A 20,508-nucleotide genomic window follows, 5' to 3' on the forward strand; every position below is an offset into this window, starting at 1 on the left:
GTCGTATATCAAGTTGCTTGACATCCCCGACCGGGTCGTATGTGCTCCGCTGCGTCATCCCCTACAGCGTGTGAGCGATGGGACCTGAAGGAGAGGAACGCAGAACATGTCTTCAACGTCGGTCCGGCCCCGGCAGCCGGAGGGCAGCGCGAATGTGGAAGCGTAGATCCGTCTTCGGGACCGTGGCGCTGGCGGCGGCACTCGTCCTGGCCACCGGGCACGCGGCGATGAGCAGCGGCGGCAGCGCGGGAGCATCGGCCGCCGCGCTCGCGGGAACCTCGGGATGCGGGAAGACCCCGACGCTGACCAGCGGAACGCACACCATTCAGTCCAGCGGCAAGAATCGCAGCTTCATTCTGCGAATTCCCTCGAACTACAACAACAACAATCCCTACCGGCTGATCTTCGGCATCCACTGGCTGAACGGCACCATGAACGACGTCGACTCCGGCGGCGGCAGCGGGGCCTCCTGGTCCTATTACGGACAGCGGCAGCTCTCGAACAACACCGCGATCTTCATCGCGCCGCAGGGGCTCAACAACGGCTGGGCCAACTCCAACGGCGAGGACGTCACCCTCTTCGACGACATCATGCAGCGGGTGGAGTCGGATCTCTGCGTCGACCCCTCGCTGCGTTTCGCGATGGGCTTCAGCTACGGCGGCGGCATGAGCTTCTCCCTCGCGTGCAGCCGCGCGACGGTCTTCCGCGCGGTCGCGGTGTTCGCCGGCGCGCAGCTCAGCGGATGCAACGGCGGCACCGAGCCCATCGCCTACATGGGACTGCACGGCATCACCGACAACGTCCTCAACATCTCGCAGGGACGGACGCTGCGGGACAGGTTCGTCCGCAACAACGGCTGCACGTCCCAGAACCCGCCTGAGCCGGCCTCCGGCAGCCGGGCGCACGTCGTCACCGCCTACTCGGGGTGCCGGGCCGGATATCCCGTCGTCTGGGCCGCGTACGACAACGGTCACACACCCGCCCCCGTGGACGGGACCTACACCGAGAACGGCGCCCAGACCTGGACCAAGAACGAGGTGTGGAAGTTCATCTCCCAGTTCCAGAGCACCTCCAACCCCGATCCGTCGCCCACTCCCACCCCGAGCCCGAGCGCCGGCCCGACGCCCACCCCGACGCCCGCGACCAGCTTCCGCCTGCGCAACGAGGCCGCCGGGCGTTGCGTCGACTCCCCCAACAGCGCCAGCGCCAACGGCACCCAGTTGCAGATCTACGACTGCCACACCAACGCCAACCAGCTCTTCAGCTACGGTTCCGGCAGACTCCAGACCCTCGGCAAGTGCCTGGACTCCCCCACGAACGCCGGCTCGGGCACCCGCGTGCAGTTGTGGGACTGCCACACCAACAACAACCAGCAGTGGACCTTCAACTCCAACGGCACCGTGACCAGCGGCGCCAACAACCTCTGCCTCAACGTCACCGGCACCGGCAACACCTCCGCCGTGACCGTCGCCACGTGCAACGGCCAGGCCACCCAGAGATGGACCAGGGCCTGACCGCCTGACCACCGAGGAGGGACGCCGGGTCCAGGCGAAGTCGCCTGGACCCGGCGCACGGGCGTCAACCGGGGTCCGCGCGGCGCCGCTACCAGCCGGTGTAGTTCACCTCGGAGCTGCGGAGGTGGTTCCCGAACACGGTGGCGAACTCCTGGGCGCCTCTCCTGGTGGGGTGCAGGGCGGAGCGGCTCGCGCACCGGCCGCCGTCGGCGAGGCAGCCGTCCCAGATGTCGGTGAAGTCGCCGGGACCGGTCTTGGTGAAGATCACTTTGTTGATCCACGGGTCGGCGTCACACGCCCCGTGACCGGTGAAGGCCGGGAGGGAGTCCGCGAAGGACACCTCGTTACCGGTGGCCCGCAGTCCCTGCACCGTGTTCTTCGCCTCGGTGACGAAGTGGCCGCCGAGCCGTTGCAACATTCCGATCTCGTCCTGGTCGAAGCGCTGGCAGATGGTGCCGCCGAGCACGTTCGGGTAGCCCATGAGGACGATCTTCGCCTTCTTCCCCCGGTTGCCGTTCTTGTTGTCCGTCTTGTTCTCGATCTGCCGGAGGATGTCGGCCACGTTGGCGGGGAGGCCGAACTCCATCTTGGTGTTCAGGACGTCGGTGATGCGGGCCCTGAGCTGGTCCTCGTAGGGGCTGCCGCCGGCTTTGCAGTTGATCAGGTAGCAGCCGGCCAGGACGTCGGACCAGTCGGCGTCGTTGGCTCCGAGTGTCAGCGCGACCAGGGTCGTGTTCTTGGTCAGGAAGCCGCTTTCGAGCTGGGCCGCCTCCCGGAACCGTCCTTCCGCCTTCCCGCGATAGTCCGACCAGGCGCCCATCGGCTGATCCATGTACGCGTACTGGTCCACGAACACGTCCCGCGCGTCGGCGCCCGAGCAGGCCACGAACGCGAAGTCCAGCCTCGGATCGAAGGAGTCGGCGAGCTGGCCGACGGTCTGGGTCTCGCCCGGGAGGACGGTCTGCCGGATCCAGGCGTCCGAGCTGCGGCGGCAGGCGTTCCAGCGCGGCGTCTGGTAGCCGAAGTCGGTCTCGGCGTAGTAGTTCCCGACGCCCTCACCCGAGGTGACGGAGTCGCCCATGGCGACGACGAAGTGCTTGGGCCGGTTCTTCAGCACCTGGAAGGCGACCGCGTCCCAGGAGACGGCGGCCGAGCCGTCGCCCTCCGGGTTCAGGTTGGTGAGCGACACCTCCGGCCGCCCGGCGAACTGGAAGACGCCCAGGTTGTACCACGCGTTCTGCTCCCGGCTCTGGCTGAGGTAACGGGTCTCCCGCACGTTGTTGCCCAGATGGATCGTGTACGGGGCCTGCTGGGTCTCCGCCCGCCGTTTCGGGATGTGGACCAGCACCCGGGCCCACCCGTTGATGTCCTGGTTCGGCTTCCAGGTGCCGGTCACCCGCATGACGTCGCCGTTCCCGGCGCTGGTGCGGGTGTACGCGAACCACTCGTGGCCGCCGAACCCGTTGCCGAGTTGCTGGAAGTCGGCACGGGCGGGCACCCGGCCGGCGGAGTCCTGGGCGAAGTCGAACGTCAGGGTGCCGCTGTTGGTCCAGCCGCTGTTGTCGCAGCCGCCGCGTACCGCCGGGACGGTGGTGTCGTCGACGATCAGGACCTTCGTCGTGTCGCCGCCGACGGAGGGCAGCCCGGGGGTCCGGCACATCGTCCACTGGTCGGTGGGTTCGACGCGTTCGGTCGAGGCCCAGGTGGAGTCGTACCGGAGAGACGCCTCGTGCCCGCACGCCGACGTGCAGTCCTTCCACTCCTGGGAGAAGTGCCACCAGCACTTGAAGTCGGAGCGCTGGCAGGTGCCGTGCCCGTTCCCCGTCGGCGGCGGCTGGCACTCGTTGCCCGGCGCGCAGAAGACGTTGTTGTCGACGATTCCCGTGTTGGAGATCGTCGGCACGATCATGGTGCGGTAACCCGGGGTGGTCCACCAGGCGTAGTTGTAGCCGCCTTCGGCGACGGTCTTGTTCTGGGCCGGGTCCCAGTAGGTCTTGGTGATCGGCCACGCCGCCCAGCCCAGGACCTTCTCCTGGTAGGGCCAGTCCTGCGGATGCGCCGCGTCGGCGTAGTTGTTGTCGTCGAGGAACGGGCGGCGGTCCGGCCGGTAGGTCGAGTTGGCGGGATTGTTCGTCCAGCCCACGCCCCACGCGCCGTTGTTCGGGGTGCCGTAGTTGTCGATCTTCCAGGCGTCGGCCTTGGCGTGCCAGCCGGAGTTGTACGCCCACACCGCCAGGTACCAGTTCTCGATCTTCGACGGGTCACCGTCGTGGACCTTCGCCTGGCCGTCGGTGTCGGTCCAGATCTGGTTCCACTTCTGGGCCAGGGTCGACATGCCCGCCGCGATGTTGGTGACGTAGTCGAGCGCCACCCGCTTCTGCGTGTTGGGGCTCCACTGGGACACGTCGCCGCGCATGTTGTCGGTCTGCTGGGAGATGCCGTAGCCGCAGTCGGCCTTGGTGAAGTCGACGTCCCAGTCGTTGGCCGGGTTGTCGTCGTAGACGTTGACGCCGTAGAAGTTGCCGACCAGCGGGTTGCCGGTCTCGCCCTCCAGCACGCTGCGCTGGGCCTGCCACAGGTTCGACTCCTGCGCCAGGATGCCGAACATGATCGACACCGGGATCCGGCCGCCGCCCTGGAGGTCCGGCACGGGGAACTCGGTCTGCGGGTTCCACCCTGGCAGGCCCGAGCCCTTCCAACCGTTCGGGCGGGTCACGTTCAGCCGGTTCTTGAAGACGAGCTGGTCGACGGCCCACTCCACCTGCCGCCAGTGCGGCTGGTAGACCTGGATCGCCGGGTCGTTGCGCGGGATCGCGCACCGGTAGCCGGTGTCGACGGTCCCGGCGACCGAGGTGGTCACGGCGGGGCCCACCACCCTGAGGGCCGGCGCCGGCTTCGGGTTGACTGCGCGGCCGGAGGCCGCCGCCGGGAGCAGGTCCGCGCCCGGCTGCACCTCGAAGCCGACGTCGGCCTTGGTCGGTACGACCTGTGCGGTGATGTCGACGGGCTCGGCGTCGGGCACCTCGGGGCTGACGCCGGGTGTGTCGTCGCCCAGCGCCGTCGCGTCCGGCGGTCCGGCGGGCGGGCCGCCGGGGCCCGCGCGCAGCCCGCGCATCGCCGCGCCGGTGACCGCCAGGCCGCCCTCGGAGGAGACGTCGGCGGAGGCCGGGGCGTCCAGGAGCGACACGCCCTGCGGCAGGGCGGCCTGCCGGTCGGCCCGGCCGACGAGGAAGACACGGCCGTTCGTGCCCGACTGGACCGTCAGCTCGCCCAGGCGGCCCGACGCCAGCTCGCGGGTGGTCCCGCCCAGATGGTGACGGACCCTGACCGACGCGCCGTCGCGGGTGGCGAAGGCCACGCCGCCGTCGGCGGTCGCGCGCAGGTCGAAGGGCACCGATTCGGTCGCGGCGAGTCGCACGAGCTCGCCACCCGCCCGGACCTCGACGAGCCGGGCGCCGTCGGCCGCGACCACCGTGTCCCCCACGGGGACGGCCGAGGTGAGCTGACCGGCGGTCACGACGGCCCTGGTCACGCGCTTGGCGGCGGTGTCGACCGTGAGGAGGCGGGTGGTGCCGTGCCGCTCGCTGACACCCTGGGTGAGCGCGACCGTGTCACCGGCGCCGCAGCCCGGGTTGAAGTAGGCGAGGGTCACCTGGTCGCGGAGCTTGGTGACGGCTCCCGTCTTGGCGTCGATGATCGCGGCGAACGCGCCCCGGCTGAACAACCAGTCGCGGTTGGTGAAGTGGCGCGGCGCGTAGACGGCCACGATCCTGGTGCCGGATCCGGTAAGGCAGGCGTTGCCGATCCACTGGTCGGTGTCCATGCCCGGCTCGGTGAGCGTGGCGACGGTCCGCCACCGGTAGCCCGAGGCGGCCGTCGCCGTGAACACGTGGAACCCGGTCGCGTCACCGGCCGTGGTGACGGCGAGGTCGGTCGACTTCTGCCAGTTCGCACCGAGCACGCGGTCACGCAACTCCGGCTGGACGGACGACAGGTCGAGGTGCTGCGGCGACGGGGCCGGAGTGGGCGCGGGCGGCTCGGCCAGCGCGGGGGCCGTGGAGGTGAGCAGACTGGCGGCGATCGTGGCGCCGATGAGGAGCAGCCGCCGGGGGTGTCTCATAGCCGGGAGCATCGGCAGGCCGTCTTGACACGGCCTTGCCATGTGGCGTCGCGGCACGGGGCGGCCACGTTCCGCGCGCTGCTCTGAGCGGATCCGCCGCAGGCGGATCGGGTCGATATCGCACCGGGCGGCCCCACATGCTGGACGCATGAGCGAAGATTCGAAAGCCCCTCTGTTCGACGTGCATTTGCGGCGTCGGCTCTACGAGCAGCGAACGCTCGTTCTCGACGGACCACTCGACGACGACAACGGCACCCTTCTCACCACGCAGCTGATAACCCTCGCCATGGAGGACCCCTCTGCCGACATCGCGTTGTGGATCCATTCGCCGGGTGGTTCCGTGCCGTCGATGCTGGCGATCCGTGACGTCATGCGGCTGATCCCGTGTGACGTGTCGACGCTGGTGCTGGGCATCGCCTACAGCGCCGGTCAGTTCCTGCTCTCCTCGGGCGCACGGGGGAAACGCCGTGCCCTCCCCCATGCGCGGGTGCTGATGCACCAGGGGTCGGCCGGCATCGGCGGCACCGCCGTCGACATCGAACTGCAGGCCAGCGACCTGCGCCACACCCGTGACACGGTGCTCGGCCTCATCGCCGAAGACACCGGCCAGCCCGTGGAGCGCATCTTCGACGACTCCCTGCACGACCGCTGGTATACGGCCCGGGAGGCGCTCGACTACGGCTTCATCGATTCGATCGTCAGCGATTTCGGCGAGATCGCGCCGCTCGCCCACCATCGGCTCGGTTTCGGCGTCACCGAAGGAGCGGCCCGATGAGCACGTACACGATCCCCAACGTCATCGCCCGCAATTCGCGGGGCGAGCGTATTCTCGACGTCTATTCACATCTGCTCACCGAGCGAATCGTCTACCTGGGCACGGCGATCGACGCGGGTGTCGCGAACGCGCTCATCGCGCAGTTGATTTTCCTGGAATCCGACAATCCCGATGCCGAGATCCAGTTCTACATCAACTGCGAGGGCGGCGACCCGAGCGCGATGCTCGCGATCTACGACACGATGCGCTACATCCGCCCGAAGGTCGCCACGACCTGCGTCGGCCAGGCCATCGCGGTGGGCGCGGTGCTTCTCGCGGCGGGCGCGGAAGGGAAACGGGCCGCCCTGCCGCACGCACGGGTGGTCCTGCACCAGCCGGCCGCCCAGGGGCGCGGCGCGATCCCCGATCTCATCCTGCAGGCCGACGAGGTCGTGCGTGTCCGGGCCGACATCGAGCGCATCCTGTCGCGTCACACGGGCCAGACCGTCGAGACACTGCGCGCCGACACCGACCGCGACCGGGTCTTCACCGCGCCGGCGGCGATGGAATACGGGCTCCTCGACCAGATCATCGACGAGCACTCGCGCACCCGGTCTCGCTAGGCGGCCGGCCGGGCGGCGCCCGCCGACATGCCACCCTGCGCCGTAGGTGTCACGCTAGGCGGCCAGCAGGGTGGCCCCCGCCGACATGCCGCCCTGCGCCGCCCGCAGGTTCTCGGTCACGGCGGAGGTCAGCTCGACCAGGGTGACGTCGAGTGCCCCGGCGACCGCGGCGATCATCTCGCTCGACGGCTCTTTGACGCCGCGTTCCATCTCGGAGAGGTACTGCGGCGAGACCCCGGCGCGGCGCGCGGTCTCCGCCAGCTTCTCACCACGCTCGTGGCGGATCTCCCGCAGGCACTCACCGAGCGCCTCCCGCCACAGCGGCTCGCGCGCGGGCTCCGGCTCGCTTCGGTCGCTCACCCGCCGCAGCGGCGTAACAGAGGAGGCCATGCCTCACCATAAACAGTCACCGCGCCGCCGTCGCGGCGGCTTCGCGCACAGCACAACCAGATCTGCCGTCGCCATTGGAGACTGATGGGTCATGCCCCCGGGGGATGGAACGGTCCTTGTCGTGTCCCCGTCCGGGTGAGAAGCTGCGCAGGCATTTCCCCGGCGTAGATGGAGGATTCGTGACGACTCCGGCGCAAGCCAAGATCAGTGCCATGGCGGCGATCAATGAGGGGCTGCTGCTCACCCCGCTCGCGACGGCGAAGGTCTGGAATCCGTCGAAGTCGATCACCGAGCCGATGACCCCCTCCTTCTCGGGCAGCCCGGGGTTGGTCGGGGTGCCCGAGTTCGTCGCCGACAAGGTCACCTTCGCCGCTCCGGGTACGCAGAAGCAGAACCTGGTCCTGCTCGCGAAGAAGGCCGGCCTCATCGACAGTGAGGCGAACTGGGCCCAGATGACCTCGGAAGTGGTCGAGGAGTTACGGGTGCGGGCCAAGAAGGCGTACGTCACCTACGGCCGGGAGTTGCTGAAGACCATGAAGGGCGGTGTCTGCACGATGTTCACCTGCGCCGCCATCGGATGGGTGGCCGAGAACGCCGAATCGCTCCCCGATGACGCCGTGGTGGAGTTGTTCGCGCACGTCGATTCGGGTGCGGGCCACGGGTTCGCGGTCGTCGATCGCAACCGCACGGGAAATGCCGACAAGGTCGACGAGTGGGGAGACCTGTGTTTCGTCGTCGATCCCTGGTTCGCCCGTCATCGGCGTACTCCTCCGGGCACGGATCATGTCAAGAATCTCGTGGTGAACGATCCCTTCCATCTGGCGGCGTACGTCGACTTTCTCAAGGAACCGAAGGCGAGGGTCTCCCAGTTGACGTTCACGAAGGCGGAATTGCCGACGCTGCTCTGACCCGCTCGGGGCCCACACGGCGCGAGGCCATGGTGCGCGCCGTCCGGCGAATGCGATGAAGAGAAGTAATCTCTCACCATCCTGGAATTCGCCGGTTCGGAAATCTTACGGGCCGTTATCGTCGCAGGTCCCAGAGGTGGACATTACTTATTGTCGCCGACCGCTCGTTTGTCGCCGAACTGGACGTGATCAACCGGTCTGCTTATCGTGACGATCGTCCCCGAAATCGCGCGAGAAACGGGAGAGCAGATGGCGAATGACGAACCGCTCCACCTTGATCTGAATTCGCTCGACGTGACGACGGTCGAGCTTCCGGGCGAGGATCTCGTCGAAGCCCTGGGCATGGGGCTGGGCAACACCGAAGTCGGAGCTTCCGGCATCGGGCGTACGAGCTGGTTGATCTAGGTCTTCCCGGCATGGTCTCGGCGCGTCGGGGTCCGCAGGGACGCGTCGAGATCGACGCGGCCGTGGTCGTGAGGGTGGCCGCGCTGCCGGTGGCGGCCCTGGCGGAGTCGAGGTGCGCGGCCTCGTGGGGACGCGTACAGGAGATTCTGGCCCTTCGTGAACGGCTGGCGGTGGAGGGGCGGCGGCTCGCCGTCGAGTTGGAGCCGGTGATCGGGGCGGCGGAGGCCGGGCCCGAGCGGGCGGCGCTGGTGGCGCTGCGGCGGGCGTTGTACAACACGAGACGGGGCCGTCCGGTGGAGGTGGCCGGCCTGGGCCGGCGTATCGCGGCCTGGTTCGAGGATCTCGATCGGCATGACGAGCTGGTCCGGGGGTTGCCGGAACTGCTCGACCGGGAGTCCCGCGGGGCCGTCGAGGTGCTGCGCCGGTGGGTCGCGACCGATGTCTTCGGTTATGGGGTGCTTCAGGCGGGACCGGCGATGTCCGACGCGTTGCGCCGGTGGCTGGCCGAGCCGCCCGGTGGCGTGCCGTCGCGCCGGCTCGTGTTGCGGCTCGCCCGGTATCTGGCGCGGGTGGTCGCGAAGACCAGCCCTCACTCGACCTTCATGATGACGACGCTCGGGCGGTGGGGCGACGACGATGTGCCGGTCCGGTGGGAGGGGGCGTGGGGGTGGCGCAGCGCGGTCGAGCCGAACGTGCCGCTGCTGCTGCGGCTGCTCTCCGATCTGGCCCGGACCGACGATGAGCTGGCCGCGCTGTTCGAGGTCAGGGCCAATCCGAGCCTCGCCGAGGACGACGGCCGCCTGTGGTTCCTGACCGGCCGGGAGGACGCGTTCACCGGTGTCGCCGTGTCGGCGGCGCTGCGGCGGCGGCTGCGCCCGCCTTTCGGCGATCCGCGCGAGCGGGCCGGCCTGGTCGAGCTGGGGGTGCTGGAGCTGCTGCCCCCGGTCGCCGACCAGGCCGATTCCCACCTGACCGATCTGGTCGATCGCCTTGGGACGCATCCGGCGGGCAAGGCGCTGGCCGTCGTGCGGGACGTGCTGGCCCGGTACCCGCGAGCGGTCGGGGTGGACGAACGGGCGGCGCTGGGCGGGCAGGTGCGGGCCGCCTTGTCCACGCTGGGCGCGGATCTGCCGGACCGTAATCTCTTCCACGAGAACGCCGTGGTCGGTTCGCCGGGTCCCCGGCTGGGCCTGGACGCCTGGCGGCCCGCGCTGGACGACCTGCGGACGGTCGCCGACTTCGCGGCGGTCTTCGACCGCGACCGGTACGCGCGGGCGCTCGCGGCCGACCTGTTCGCGGAGCGGATCGGCGCGGGCGCGCAGGTGCCGTTCGGCCGGTTCCACCGAATGCTCGGGTCGTCGGCCGAACTGCGGGCTTTGACGCATCCGTGGCAGACGCCCGCCGTGCTGCGGGACGCGCAGCTCGCGGCGTTGCGCGCGTTGCCGTCCGGCGTGATCGATCCGGCGGTGCCGGCCGGTCTGGCCACCGGCCGAGCCGTGGGATCGGTGTCGTGTTTCGTGCAGACGATCGGGCCGCCGGACGAGACGCCGGTACGGCTGGTGCTCAACGGCTTCGGCCCGGGGCATGGGGCGATGCGCAGCCGGGTGCACCGCCTGCTGAGGGTCGCGGGGGTTCGCGTCGGCGAGAACCGGCCGCTCGGGGTGGAGCACGGACTGCCGGTGGAGATCAGCGGGTTGTTCGGCAACAACGTCAATCTGCGGTCGCCGGTGGCGTCGCTGGAATTCGGCTATCCGGGTGTGGTTCCGCGCGGGGACGTCGTCGGCCTGGGAGAACTGGCCGTGCGGCACGGCCCGGACGGTCTCGTCCTGGTGCGGGCCGGAGACGGCGTCCGCATTCGGCCGGTCTACACGGGGATGGTGGCGCCTCTGCTGTTGCCGCGTACGGCGCGGCTTCTGCTGCAGTTCTTCGGAGACGTCCCCAGTCCGGTGATGGAGCTCGCGGAGATCTTCTCCCGGCCGCCCGAGGTCGTTCCGGACCGGATCGTGCGGACGGAACGGGTGTCGGTGGGGCTGGTCACCGTGGCCCGTGCCGCCTGGTACGTCCCGGCGGGTGAGATCCCGCGCCGGGGAGGCGGTTCGGCGGCGGCGCATCTGCTCGCGCTGGCCGCCTGGTTCGCCGGGCACGGGCTGCCGGAGCGGTGTTTCGTGTCCTCGCGCGTTCCCGGTGCGCCGGTCCATGAGCGGTTGCGAACGTCGCGGCTGGCCAAGCCGACCTATCTCGATCTCGCCGACCCCGCCCTGGTGGCGCTGTTCGACCGGGGGCTGGACACGAGCGGTCCGATGGTCGTCTTCCACGAGCCGCTCCCGGACTTCGACGCGGCCGTCGACGTCGGTGGAGGGGGCCGTCACGTGAGCGAATACGTGGTGGAGGTGGGCCGTGCCTGACGGCTGGATCTCGCTGCACGTCTTCCACCGGTCCGACACCGATCTGCTGCTCACCACGGCCGTCCACCGCCTGGTCGGGGAACTGGAGCTCGGCGGGTACTTCTTCCTCCGGTACTGGGAGGGCGGCCCTCACCTGCGGTTGCGCCTGCTGCCCCGGATCCCCGGCGACGCGGCGGCGATCGAGAAGCACGCCACGGCCGCGCTGGAGAAGCATCTGGCGGCCCATCCGACGACGGGCCCGTGGGACCGTGAGCGGTACACGCTGCTCGCCGGGGAATGGGCACGGCGGGAGGGCCTGGCCGCCTACGACCGGCGGCTGCGGCCCGACGACCACGTGGAGGCGATCCCCTACCGGCCCGAATACGTCACGTTCGGCGGCCCCGAGGCGGTCGCCGCCGTCGAGCGGCATTTCGCCGACTCCAGCCGGATCGCGCTGGCGGTGCTGCGGGGCGAGCCCGACCGGCGACGCCGGCTGGGTCACGCCTTCACAGCGCTGACGCTCACCCGCCTGGCCGCGCCAGACCTCCGCCGCCGGGATCGGCTCCCGGCGTCCGCGCGGCAGGCCGCGTTGTTCGTCAGCCAGCGGGAGGCCCTCACCGCGCAGGCGGAACGTTGCCGGCACATCGCCGAGGGCGCCGACGACGACGGTCCGCCCGGTGTGTGGTGGCGGTCGATCGACGCCCTGCGCCGGGCCGGAGTGCGGGCGGACGTGCTGGACCGGTGCGCGCACCTGTTCTGCAACCGGCTCGGGTTGTCGATCGCGGAGGAGGCCCATGTGCGTTACCTGACCGCCGCCACCAGGGAGGGAACCGGGTGAACGACGTCGGCTGGCGTGCCGTCCAGATCCGCTACTACGAGCAGGCCAAGGACGATCTGATCCTCGACTGCGTCCGCCCGCTCGTCGAGCGTCTCGACGGCCTGATCGGGCGGCCGTACATCGTGCGGCACTGGCGCCGGGGGCCGCACCTGCGGCTGAACCTCCGCGCGACCGCGCGGGACTGGGATCGGGAGATCCTTCCCGTCGCGACGGAGACGATCACCGGTTATCTGCGCGACCATCCCTCCACCGCGCGGCTCGACGAACGCGACCATCTGGCGGCCCACCGGCTGCTGGCCGCGCGGGAAGACGAGACCGGGCCGTTGCAGCCCTGGTATCCGGACAACTCCCTTCAGACCGAGCCCTACGACGACCGTCTGCACATCTTCGGCGGCACGGCTCTCGCCGACCTGGTCGACGCCGCCGCCGCGGAGAGCACCCGCCTGACCTTCGGCACGCTCGACCGGATCCGCCGGGGTGAGCTCACGCTGTTCGAGGTCGCCATCGATCTCATGGTCGCCGTGGCGCACGTCAGCGTCCCGCCTATCGCGCGCGGCTACATGTCCTACCGCTCGCACGTGGCGGCGGCCACCGCGGACTTCGAGAACCGGGACGCGGTCACGGCCGCCTTCGAGGCCCGGTACAGAGCGAACGCCCCGGCTCTGCGCGCCGCGGTGGTCGGCGTGGTGGAGTCGGTCGACGGCGGCGAGCCCGCGGCGCACGTACAGGACTGGATCGCCTTCACCCGCCGCCAGAAGGAGCTCGCCCTCCCGCTGCTGGCCGCCGGGAAGATCGACCTGGACGCCTCGGACCGGCGGGTGGACCGGCGTCATCCGGTCGACTATTTCGACGTGCTCCTGTCCACCGACCGCTACCGCACCGAGGTGCTGGGCTCGGACTGGTTCCGCGCCCACCGTCTGGTGGTCAACATGCTGTACGCGCATCTGGCCCGGCTCGGTGTCACCCCGCTCCAGCGGCACCTGCTCTGCCATCTCGTCGCGTCGGCGGTGGAGGAGGAGTATGGCGTCTCTCCGCTGGAGAAGGCCCGCGACTACACTGTCGTGCCCGCACCGGGATCAGCGGCGGGGTAGCACGCCCAGGAGGGTCGCGGTCAGGGCCAGCTTCAGGGAGTCCTTCAGATCCAAGTGGAAGCGGGCCAGGTCGGGCTCGGCCTCGTAGGCCGCCCGCAGGCTGGGCGGAGGTGTGCCGTACGCCGACAGCGCCCCCGCCATGACCATGGTCTGGAGGCTGAACAACGTCGCGTTCTCGCCCAGCTCCGGCAGGTACTTCCGGAGCAGGGCCGTCATGGTCGTCAGGCGGCCCAATGAGGCCCGCTTGTAGCGGGCCACGACCTCGACGGACACGTTGTGTTCCAGGACGCCGCCCTGCGCGCCGAAAAGGTCGCACAACACCACCCGGCTGGAGAGCGAGCGGCTGAGGATCTCGGCCACCGCCGCCGCTCGCCCGGCCATGGGGAGGTGCTCGTCGACGCCGTCGGCCAGCTCCCCCGCCAGTTCCGTCAGCCAGTCGTGCAGGAAGCGGTCGAGCAGTTCCAGCAGCACCGCCTCGCGGGACTCGAAGTAGCGCAGCACGTTCGGCTTGGCCAGGCCCACCCGGCGGCTGAGCTCGTTCAGGGTGACCGCGGCCACGGGCATCTCGTCGAGCATCGCCGACGCCTCGTCGAGGATCGCCCGTCGGCGGATCTCGCGCTGCTCTTCGGTCCGGGCCCGCTGGAAGGTCACGATCGCCAGCTTACTTAGATACCTGCGGTACGTTGACAACGTACCGCAGGTATCTTAATGTCGCCAGCACAAGATACCTTCGGTACGTTATTGGGGAGCCCGGCATGAGCGAGAAGTGGACGACGGCCAACATTCCTGACCAGAGCGGCCGGGTGGCCGTGGTGACCGGGGCCAACACCGGGCTGGGACACGAGACCGCCAGGGCGCTCGCCGAGCGCGGGGCGTCCGTGGTGCTCGCCGTGCGCGACGTCGAGAAGGGCGAGCGGGCCGCGGCCCGCCTGACCGGTGACGTGAGCGTGCAGGCGCTCGACCTGACCTCGCTCGACTCCGTCCGGGCCGCGGCGGCGGCGCTGCGGTCCCGGTTCGACCGGCTCGATCTGCTGGTCAACAACGCCGGCGTGATGTACACCCCGAAGCAGACCACCCGCGACGGCTTCGAGATGCAGTTCGGCACCAACCACCTCGGCCACTTCGCGCTCACCGGGTTGCTGCTGGACCTGATGCTGCCGGTGCCCGGCTCGCGCGTGGTGACGGTCAGCAGCACCGGCCACCGCATCCGGGCCGCGATCCACTTCGACGACCTGCAGTGGGAGCGGTCGTACAGCCGGGTCGCCGCCTACGGCCAGTCGAAGCTGGCCAACCTGATGTTCACCTACGAGCTGCAGCGCCGGCTCGCCGCGCACGGCACCACCGTCGCGCTGGCCGCGCACCCCGGCATGTCCGGCACCGAGCTCGCCCGCAACGTCCCCCCGGCCCTCCGGCTACCGCTCACCTGGCTCGCGCCGCTGATCACCCAGACTCCGGCGATGGGCGCGCTGCCGACCCTGCGCGCCGCCACCGACCCCGCCGCGCTCGGCGGCCAGTACTACGGTCCCGGCGGGCGCAACGAGGTCATGGGCCACCCCCGGCTGGTCACCTCCAGCCGGGAGTCGTACGAGGCGGCCGTCCAGCAGCGGCTCTGGGCCGTCTCCGAAGACCTCACCGGGGTGCGGTTCCCCCTCGACGTGGCGCGTGCCGTCAGGTAGGCGGAGTCAGGCCCGGGTCCATTTCTGGTTGGTGCCGCCGTGGCAGGTCCAGATGTGCAGCCTGGTGCCGTTGGCGGTGCCGTAGCCGGATACGTCCAGGCACTTTCCGGCCCCGACCGCGGTGATGGTGCCGTCGGAGTTGAGGCGCCACTTCTGGTTGTTCTGGCCGTTGCAGTCCCAGATGATCACCCCGCTGCCGTCGGCGGTGCCCGCGCCGTTCACGTCCAGGCACTTGCCGCCGTACACCCGCAGCTCACTTGAGGTCGTGGTGGTCCACTGCTGGTTCGGACGCCCGTTGCAGTCCCAGATCTGCACCTGCGCGCCGTTGGCCTGCGAGGCGCCGCTCACGTCCAGGCAGCGTCCCGATCCGACGCCCTTCAGGGCGCCGCCCGTGCCGGTGGACGGCGACGGGGACGGGGACGGAGAGGGGGTGCCGCCGCCGTCGAGGCCGAGGAAGGTGATGGCATAGGCGAGCTGGCCGCTCATGGGGAGCTGGTGGCCGACCCCGCTGATGCTGATGCCCTCGACCGTGGCCTGCGCCGAGGTGGTGCCGTACCTGGTCCGGGTCCAGTTCGACTGCGGCTGGTCGGTGAACGAGGGAGTCTGGCTCAACCCGTGCAGGTTGGTCCACTGCTTGATCTCTTCGCCGAAGTTGTTGTAGTGGAGCGTCGTGTCCGTGGTGCCGTGCCAGAGCTGCATGCGGGGCCGGCGGCCGGTGTATCCGGGATACATCGCCCGGGCCTGGTCGCCCCACTGCTGCGCCGTCTTGATCAGTTGCCCGCCGGAGCACTGGCTGTTCCACAACGACCCGTTCGTGGTCGCGAAACACCCCGCGGGAACTCCGGAGAACGCCGAACCCGCTGCGAACACGTCGGGATACTGGGCGGCCAGCACGTTGGTCATCATCGCCCCCGAGGAGAACCCGCTGACCACGATCCGCGCCGGATCGACGTTGTGGCGCTGGCGCGCCCACGCGACCATCGCCATGACACCGGTGGAGTCGCCGCCGCCGTCGCGCCGCAGCGCGGCGGAGGTGGACACGTCGAAGCACTTCTCGGTACGGGTGACCTCCGGGATGACGATGACATACCCGTACCTGTCGGCCGCGGTCACGTAGTCGCGCCCGTTGCCGTTGAAGATGGCCCCGGCCGACCCGCCGCAGTAGTGGGTGAGCACCAGGAGCGCGGGCTGGGCCGCGACGTTGTCCGGCACGTATATGTACATCTTGAGGTTCGTCGGGTTGGCGCCGAAGTTCGTCACCTGGGTCAGGGCCGCGGCGGCGGCCGACGGCAATCCGACGAGGGTTCCGGCCCAGGTCAGGCACAGGACGAGAGCCGCCAGCACCGCCCTGCTCATACGTTTCACGTGTTCGGCGGGGAGCAACGCGGTCTCCTGTCGTATCGATTCGATCCCGTGCGGACCTCAGGTTAAGAGCCGCTTTCCGGCTGTCAAGGAGCCGGTTTTCGTGCTTGCCGCGGCCCGTGCCGGGGAGGGCGGCGGCGGCTCCGGCGTTTCGACAGGCAGACCGGGAGGGCTTTCCGGTACGGCTCTCGCGGCGAGGCGCCGCCGACGGGAACGGCGCACGCGCGCGGAGGTGAAAATTTCACGCGGTGCCGGGACGGGAGCAGCCGCGGCCCGACCCGCCACCCGACCCGCCACAGGTGTGCGCCGTGCTCCTGCGACGGTGCCGCCACCACGTGCCCGCGACCGTCAGGAGCGTCTGCTCGGCGAATGCGGCGCCCGCCCCGGTGAGGAGCCCGGCCCCGATCATCACCGGCAGCGCGCAGCAGGCCCCGCACGCCACCACGGCCAACGTCGCGGCGACCCGGCTCCGCCGGGGTGGTCCGCATCGGCTCATCTGGCCGGTTCTCCTGAGGGGGACGGCAGCGGGCAGTCGGGGCAGTTGCACCCGGTCAGGCTGTCGCACCCGGCCGCCACCACGGCGGTCAGCGCCGCGTGGACGGTGGTCAGGTCGGCGATCTTCGCCTCCACCTCGGCGATCTTCGCCTGGGCGCGGGCGCGCAGGTCCGGCGTCGGGTGCCCGCGACGGCCGGGGTCGATGAGCTCGGCGACCTCCTGGAGGGTGAACCCGAGCCGCTGCGCCGCCTTGATCACCGTCAGCAGCGTCACCGTCTCGGGCGGATAGGCCCGGTGGCCGCCGGGGCTGCGAACCGGTTCGGCGATCAGGCCGCGCCGTTCGTAGTAACGCAACGTCTGCGGGTTGACCCCGGCGCGTTCGGCCACCTGCCCGCTGCGCAGATACGGCCCGTGCCGGTCGGAGACGTGCACGTCCTGCCTCATGACGTGATCGCGGCCTCGGCGCGCGCCCGCAGCGCCTCCAACACTGAGGTGTGCTCGGCCGGGACCGCCACCTCCAGCGCCAGGCCGCCCCCGGCGACGGTCACCGTGAAGGTGAAGAACGAGCAGCAGCCGGTCTCCCGCGCCGCCAGCTCGGCCGCCCGCGCCGCGTGCTCGGGGGCGGAGACGAGCTCCAGCCGCAGCCGGGTGGCGCTCTTACGCCGCACGGCCTGGAGGGTCTCGGCGAAGAGGGCGTCGAACTCGGCCACCCGCAGCGGCCGCTCAGCGGTCGGCAACGTGCACGCCGACGGCGCCCACACGATTTGGTCGCTCATACGTCGACGGTAAACCTGTACCCCGGTACCGGATGCAAGGCGGCGATCAGCGGGTCTCCCACCACGTCAGGTTGGCGGCCGCCTGGGACACCGGCTCGATGATCTCCCATGCCTCGGCGATCAGACCGTCGTCGAGCCGCCAGATGTCGACGACCACGATCTCCGGCCCGGCACCGGGCAGCCGGCGCCGCGAATGCATCACGACGCGATCGCCGTCGGCCAGCACGTGCTGGATCTCGACCTGCATGCCGGCGAGCGGGACGAGCGCGGCGCCCACGGCGGCCAGCCATTCCGACTTCGTCTTGGAGCTCGCGTCCGGACGGTGGTGGCGGAAGTCGTCGCTCAGCAATGGTGCGAGCGCGTCGACGTCGCCGGTCGCGACCAGTGCGGTCAGCGCCCGCTGGACGATGCTCTTGTTGTCGTGGGTCATGTTCTGCGTGGTCACGGGCAGCAGTGTTTCCAGCGTCCGGGATGTTGTCGATGAAATCGCATGTCATGGCGTCCGGCTGCTCGATGAGTAGCATCGTCGTCCATGTACACGGTCGGCGAACTGCTGCGGCAGTGGCGGCACCGCCGCCGGCTCAGCCAGCTGGATCTCGCGATCGCCGCCGATGTGTCGGCTCGCCACGTCAGCCTGGTGGAGACCGGCAAGTCCCACCCGAGCGCCGGGATGATCCTGCGACTGGCCGAGCAGCTCGACGTGCCGTTGCGAGAGCGCAACCGGCTGCTGCTGGCTGCCGGCTTCGCGCCCCGCTATGCCGAGCGGACGCTCGGTCAGGAGGCGCTGTCGGCGGCCCGGGACGCGATCGAACGGGTGCTGCGCGCGCACGAGCCGTATCCGGCGCTGGCCGTCGATCGCCGGTGGGACATCGTGATGAGCAATCGCGCCCTCGACCCGTTCCTCGTCGGCGTCGCCCCCGACCTGCTGGTCCCGCCGATCAACATGGTGCGGCTGGGGCTGGACCCGCGCGGGCTGGCTCCGCGCATCGTCAACCTGGCGCAGGTGCGTGCGCTGCTGCGCATCCGGATCGCACGGCAGCTCGCCACGGCTCCCGACCCCGGGCTCGCCGCGCTCTACGAGGAACTCCTGGCCCCTCATTCGGAGGACGCGAGTCAACCGGCCGAGTCCGAGGTCGCCGTCCCGATGATCTTCCGCTTCGGCGGCCGGGAGCTGCGGCTGTTCTCGACGACGACCACGTTCGGCACTCCGATGGACATCACCCTGGACGAGATCGCGATCGAGTCGTACTACCCGACGGACGCCGAGAGCGCGGCCTACTTCACCACTCCCGACGTCGGCTTCGCCGAACACCGGCCGTTCACACCCGTCACCGGAAGCTCGGCACTCCGCCGTCACGGAACGCGGCGATCTTGAGAGCTCCGGTGGACGCGGCGTCGGTGAACGTCCGGTAGGCCGCCTCCATCTCCGGCAGCGGGAAGTCGTGCGTGACGAGACCCGAGGTGTCCAGCCGCCCGGCGGCGACCATCCTCATCAGGTCGGGTGTCGAGGACGTGTCGACCAGCCCGGTCGTGATGGTCACGTTCCTGCTCCACAGGCGTTCCAGACGCAGCGTCGCCGGGCCGCCGTGCACTCCCACGTTGGCCACGTGACCACCCGGCCGGACCAGCCGGGCGCACAACTCGAAGGTCTCGGGCACACCCACGGCCTCGATGGCCACGTCGGCGCCCAGGCCACCGGTCAGTTCGGCGACCGCCGTCTCGGCCTCCTCGGCCGTTCCGGCCGTGACGTCCGCGCCCATCGTCTTGGCGGCGTCCCGGCGCGGTGCGGCGGGGTCGACGACCACGGTGTGGTTCGGCGTCAGCAGCCCCGCCGTGGTGACGGCGGCCAGGCCGATGGGCCCGGCTCCGACGATGACCACGGTGTCCCCGGGCCGCACCGCGCCGTTGCGCACCCCGACCTCGAAGGCGGTGGGCAGGACGTCGGCCAGCATGAGGGCCGCCCTGTCCGGGACGCCGTCCGGCACGGGGTAGAGGGAGGTGTCGGCGAACGGCACCCGCGTGTACTCGGCCTGGGTGCCGTCGATCAGATGCCCCAGAACCCATCCGCCGCCGCCCAGGCACTGCCCGAACACCCCGCCGCGGCAGTAGCGGCAGCGGCCACAGGCGGAGACGCAGGAGACCAGGACCCGGTCACCGGGCCGCCGGGTGGCGACGGCGGAGCCGGTCTCCACGACGGTGCCGACGGCCTCGTGGCCCAGGATCCGCCCGGGGGTCACCTCCGGCACGTCGCCTCTCAGGATGTGCAGATCGGTGCCGCAGATGGTCACCGCGTCGATCTGGACGACGGCGTCGGCCGGGTCGCCGACGACGGGGTCGGGCGTGTCCTCCCAGGAACGCCGGCCCGGCCCTTGATAGATCATCGCCTTCATGTCGCGCCTCCTCATCCCACGTTCGTCCCAGTCCGGCCGGATTGGGGAGGGCCGAAGGTCCTGACGCTGATCGGCGCCCTCAGCCGTGCCGGTCGGCCCGGATGCGCGCGGCCAGCGCCGCGACCTGCGTGCGGCGCTGCATGCTGAGCTTGGTGAGCAGGGTGGACACGTAGTTCTTCACCGTCTTCTCGGCCAGGAACATGCGCTCGCCGATCTGGCGGTTGGTCAGCCCGTCGCCGATGAACTCCAGGATGCGGCGCTCCTGCTCGGTCAGCGCGGCGAGAGGGTCCTTGCGCGCCGCGTCGTCCCGCAGGCGGTGCAGCATCGCCGCGGTGGTCTGCGGGTCGAGCAGCGACTGCCCGGCCGCCACCGTCCGCACGGCCCCCACCAGGTCGGATCCGTGGATCTGCTTGAGGACGTAACCCGCCGCGCCCGCCATCACCGCCTGGAACAGCGCCTCGTCGTCGGCGTAGGAGGTCAGCATGAGGCAGGCCAGCCCCGGCACCCGGTTGCGCACCTCGCGGCAGACCTCCACGCCGGTGCCGTCGGGCAGCCGCACGTCCAGCACGGCGACGTCGGGCCGCAGCGCGGGGATGCGCGCGATCGCCGACTCGGCGGTGCCGGCCTCGCCGATCACCTCGATGTCGTCCTCGCTGTCCAGGAGCGCGGCGACACCGCGCCGGACGACCTCGTGATCATCGACAAGAAAAACCCGAATCATGCCGTCAATTTACTTTTACCGGACATAACGCGACAGGGACCAAAGTCCCGTCCGGCAAGGG

20 protein-coding genes are annotated in these 20,508 nt (G+C 70.3%); 10 read left to right on the top strand and 10 right to left on the bottom strand.

Going from position 1 to position 20,508, the window contains the following annotated elements:
- Nucleotides 1–152 precede the first annotated feature (152 nt).
- A complete protein-coding gene (locus AW273_RS34650; protein ID WP_157556454.1) occupies nucleotides 153–1,514 on the top strand; it encodes a ricin-type beta-trefoil lectin domain protein in 1,362 nt (453 codons plus the stop codon).
- Between the two features lie 88 nt (nucleotides 1,515–1,602).
- Here AW273_RS34650 and AW273_RS34655 read toward each other — a convergent pair whose 3' ends face one another.
- A complete protein-coding gene (locus AW273_RS34655; protein ID WP_062357741.1) occupies nucleotides 1,603–5,634 on the bottom strand; it encodes an SGNH/GDSL hydrolase family protein in 4,032 nt (1,343 codons plus the stop codon).
- A 148-nt stretch (nucleotides 5,635–5,782) separates the two neighbouring features.
- On the opposite strand from AW273_RS34655, the gene AW273_RS34660 reads away from it, so the two are divergent.
- Together AW273_RS34660 and AW273_RS34665 are read left to right on the top strand one after the other, a co-directional pair.
- Nucleotides 5,783–6,409, top strand: coding sequence for a ClpP family protease (locus AW273_RS34660; protein ID WP_062357743.1), 627 nt, complete (start codon nucleotides 5,783–5,785; stop codon nucleotides 6,407–6,409).
- The gene (locus AW273_RS34665) at nucleotides 6,406–7,011 is read left to right on the top strand and encodes a ClpP family protease (protein WP_062357746.1); all 606 of its coding nucleotides are present in this window, start codon (nucleotides 6,406–6,408) and stop codon (nucleotides 7,009–7,011) included. Before AW273_RS34660 ends, AW273_RS34665 begins: the two co-directional genes overlap by 4 nt.
- Before the next feature lie 54 nt (nucleotides 7,012–7,065).
- Here the strand turns inward: AW273_RS34665 and AW273_RS34670 are convergent, their stop codons facing one another.
- A complete protein-coding gene (locus AW273_RS34670; protein WP_062357748.1) occupies nucleotides 7,066–7,401 on the bottom strand; it encodes a helix-turn-helix domain-containing protein in 336 nt (111 codons plus the stop codon).
- 212 nt (nucleotides 7,402–7,613) lie between these two features.
- Here AW273_RS34670 and AW273_RS34675 point away from each other — a divergent pair, with 212 nt between their 5' ends.
- The 5 genes from AW273_RS34675 (at nucleotide 7,614) to AW273_RS34690 (ending at nucleotide 13,027) form a co-directional block, all read left to right on the top strand.
- Complete coding sequence (locus AW273_RS34675; RefSeq protein ID WP_062357750.1) at nucleotides 7,614–8,309, top strand: hypothetical protein; 696 nt, start codon at nucleotides 7,614–7,616, stop codon at nucleotides 8,307–8,309.
- Between the two features lie 207 nt (nucleotides 8,310–8,516).
- A complete protein-coding gene (locus tag AW273_RS37670; RefSeq protein ID WP_157556456.1) occupies nucleotides 8,517–8,714 on the top strand; it encodes a hypothetical protein in 198 nt (65 codons plus the stop codon).
- An 11-nt stretch (nucleotides 8,715–8,725) separates the two neighbouring features.
- A complete protein-coding gene (locus AW273_RS34680; protein WP_062357752.1) occupies nucleotides 8,726–11,119 on the top strand; it encodes a lantibiotic dehydratase family protein in 2,394 nt (797 codons plus the stop codon).
- On the top strand, nucleotides 11,112–11,936 hold the full coding sequence (locus AW273_RS34685; RefSeq protein WP_062357760.1) for a lantibiotic dehydratase C-terminal domain-containing protein: 825 nt from the start codon (nucleotides 11,112–11,114) through the stop codon (nucleotides 11,934–11,936). Before AW273_RS34680 ends, AW273_RS34685 begins: the two co-directional genes overlap by 8 nt.
- Nucleotides 11,933–13,027 (top strand): thiopeptide maturation pyridine synthase, encoded by a 1,095-nt coding sequence (locus AW273_RS34690; RefSeq protein WP_062357762.1) that lies wholly within the window; start codon nucleotides 11,933–11,935, stop codon nucleotides 13,025–13,027. The genes AW273_RS34685 and AW273_RS34690 overlap by 4 nt, the downstream gene beginning before the upstream one ends.
- Here the strand turns inward: AW273_RS34690 and AW273_RS34695 are convergent.
- Nucleotides 13,013–13,678 carry a TetR/AcrR family transcriptional regulator gene (locus tag AW273_RS34695; protein ID WP_062357765.1) on the bottom strand — a complete coding sequence of 222 codons (666 nt, stop codon included), beginning with the start codon at nucleotides 13,676–13,678 and terminating at the stop codon, nucleotides 13,013–13,015. The genes AW273_RS34690 and AW273_RS34695 overlap by 15 nt on opposite strands.
- Before the next feature lie 104 nt (nucleotides 13,679–13,782).
- On the opposite strand from AW273_RS34695, the gene AW273_RS34700 reads away from it, so the two are divergent.
- Nucleotides 13,783–14,703 (top strand): SDR family NAD(P)-dependent oxidoreductase, encoded by a 921-nt coding sequence (locus AW273_RS34700; RefSeq protein WP_062357767.1) that lies wholly within the window; start codon nucleotides 13,783–13,785, stop codon nucleotides 14,701–14,703.
- Between the two features lie 6 nt (nucleotides 14,704–14,709).
- Here the strand turns inward: AW273_RS34700 and AW273_RS34705 are convergent, their stop codons facing one another.
- The 5 genes from AW273_RS34705 to AW273_RS34720 all read right to left on the bottom strand — a co-directional run bounded on the left by AW273_RS34705 (nucleotide 14,710) and on the right by AW273_RS34720 (nucleotide 17,781).
- On the bottom strand, nucleotides 14,710–16,059 hold the full coding sequence (locus tag AW273_RS34705; protein WP_062357770.1) for an extracellular catalytic domain type 1 short-chain-length polyhydroxyalkanoate depolymerase: 1,350 nt from the start codon (nucleotides 16,057–16,059) through the stop codon (nucleotides 14,710–14,712).
- Nucleotides 16,060–16,306: 247 nt separating this feature from the next.
- Entirely contained in the window at nucleotides 16,307–16,561 is a 255-nt protein-coding gene (locus AW273_RS37675; RefSeq protein WP_157556460.1) for a hypothetical protein, read from the bottom strand.
- On the bottom strand, nucleotides 16,558–17,004 hold the full coding sequence (locus AW273_RS34710) for a MerR family transcriptional regulator (protein ID WP_062357772.1): 447 nt from the start codon (nucleotides 17,002–17,004) through the stop codon (nucleotides 16,558–16,560). Before AW273_RS34710 ends, AW273_RS37675 begins: the two co-directional genes overlap by 4 nt.
- The gene (locus AW273_RS34715; RefSeq protein ID WP_062357775.1) at nucleotides 17,001–17,336 is read right to left on the bottom strand and encodes a hypothetical protein; all 336 of its coding nucleotides are present in this window, start codon (nucleotides 17,334–17,336) and stop codon (nucleotides 17,001–17,003) included. Before AW273_RS34715 ends, AW273_RS34710 begins: the two co-directional genes overlap by 4 nt.
- A gap of 46 nt (nucleotides 17,337–17,382) precedes the next feature.
- Nucleotides 17,383–17,781 carry a nuclear transport factor 2 family protein gene (locus AW273_RS34720; protein ID WP_232327740.1) on the bottom strand — a complete coding sequence of 133 codons (399 nt, stop codon included), beginning with the start codon at nucleotides 17,779–17,781 and terminating at the stop codon, nucleotides 17,383–17,385.
- Nucleotides 17,782–17,868: 87 nt separating this feature from the next.
- On the opposite strand from AW273_RS34720, the gene AW273_RS34725 reads away from it, so the two are divergent.
- Entirely contained in the window at nucleotides 17,869–18,711 is an 843-nt protein-coding gene (locus AW273_RS34725; RefSeq protein ID WP_083950285.1) for a helix-turn-helix domain-containing protein, read from the top strand.
- Here AW273_RS34725 and AW273_RS34730 read toward each other — a convergent pair.
- Entirely contained in the window at nucleotides 18,665–19,726 is a 1,062-nt protein-coding gene (locus AW273_RS34730) for an alcohol dehydrogenase catalytic domain-containing protein (protein ID WP_062357778.1), read from the bottom strand. The two genes, AW273_RS34725 and AW273_RS34730, sit on opposite strands and share 47 nt — an antisense overlap.
- A 79-nt stretch (nucleotides 19,727–19,805) precedes the next feature.
- The gene (locus AW273_RS34735) at nucleotides 19,806–20,447 is read right to left on the bottom strand and encodes a response regulator transcription factor (protein ID WP_062357780.1); all 642 of its coding nucleotides are present in this window, start codon (nucleotides 20,445–20,447) and stop codon (nucleotides 19,806–19,808) included.
- Between the last annotated feature and the right edge of the window lie 61 nt (nucleotides 20,448–20,508).

The sequence above is a fragment of the Herbidospora yilanensis genome (assembly GCF_001570565.1).
GTDB lineage: Bacteria > Actinomycetota > Actinomycetes > Streptosporangiales > Streptosporangiaceae > Herbidospora > Herbidospora yilanensis.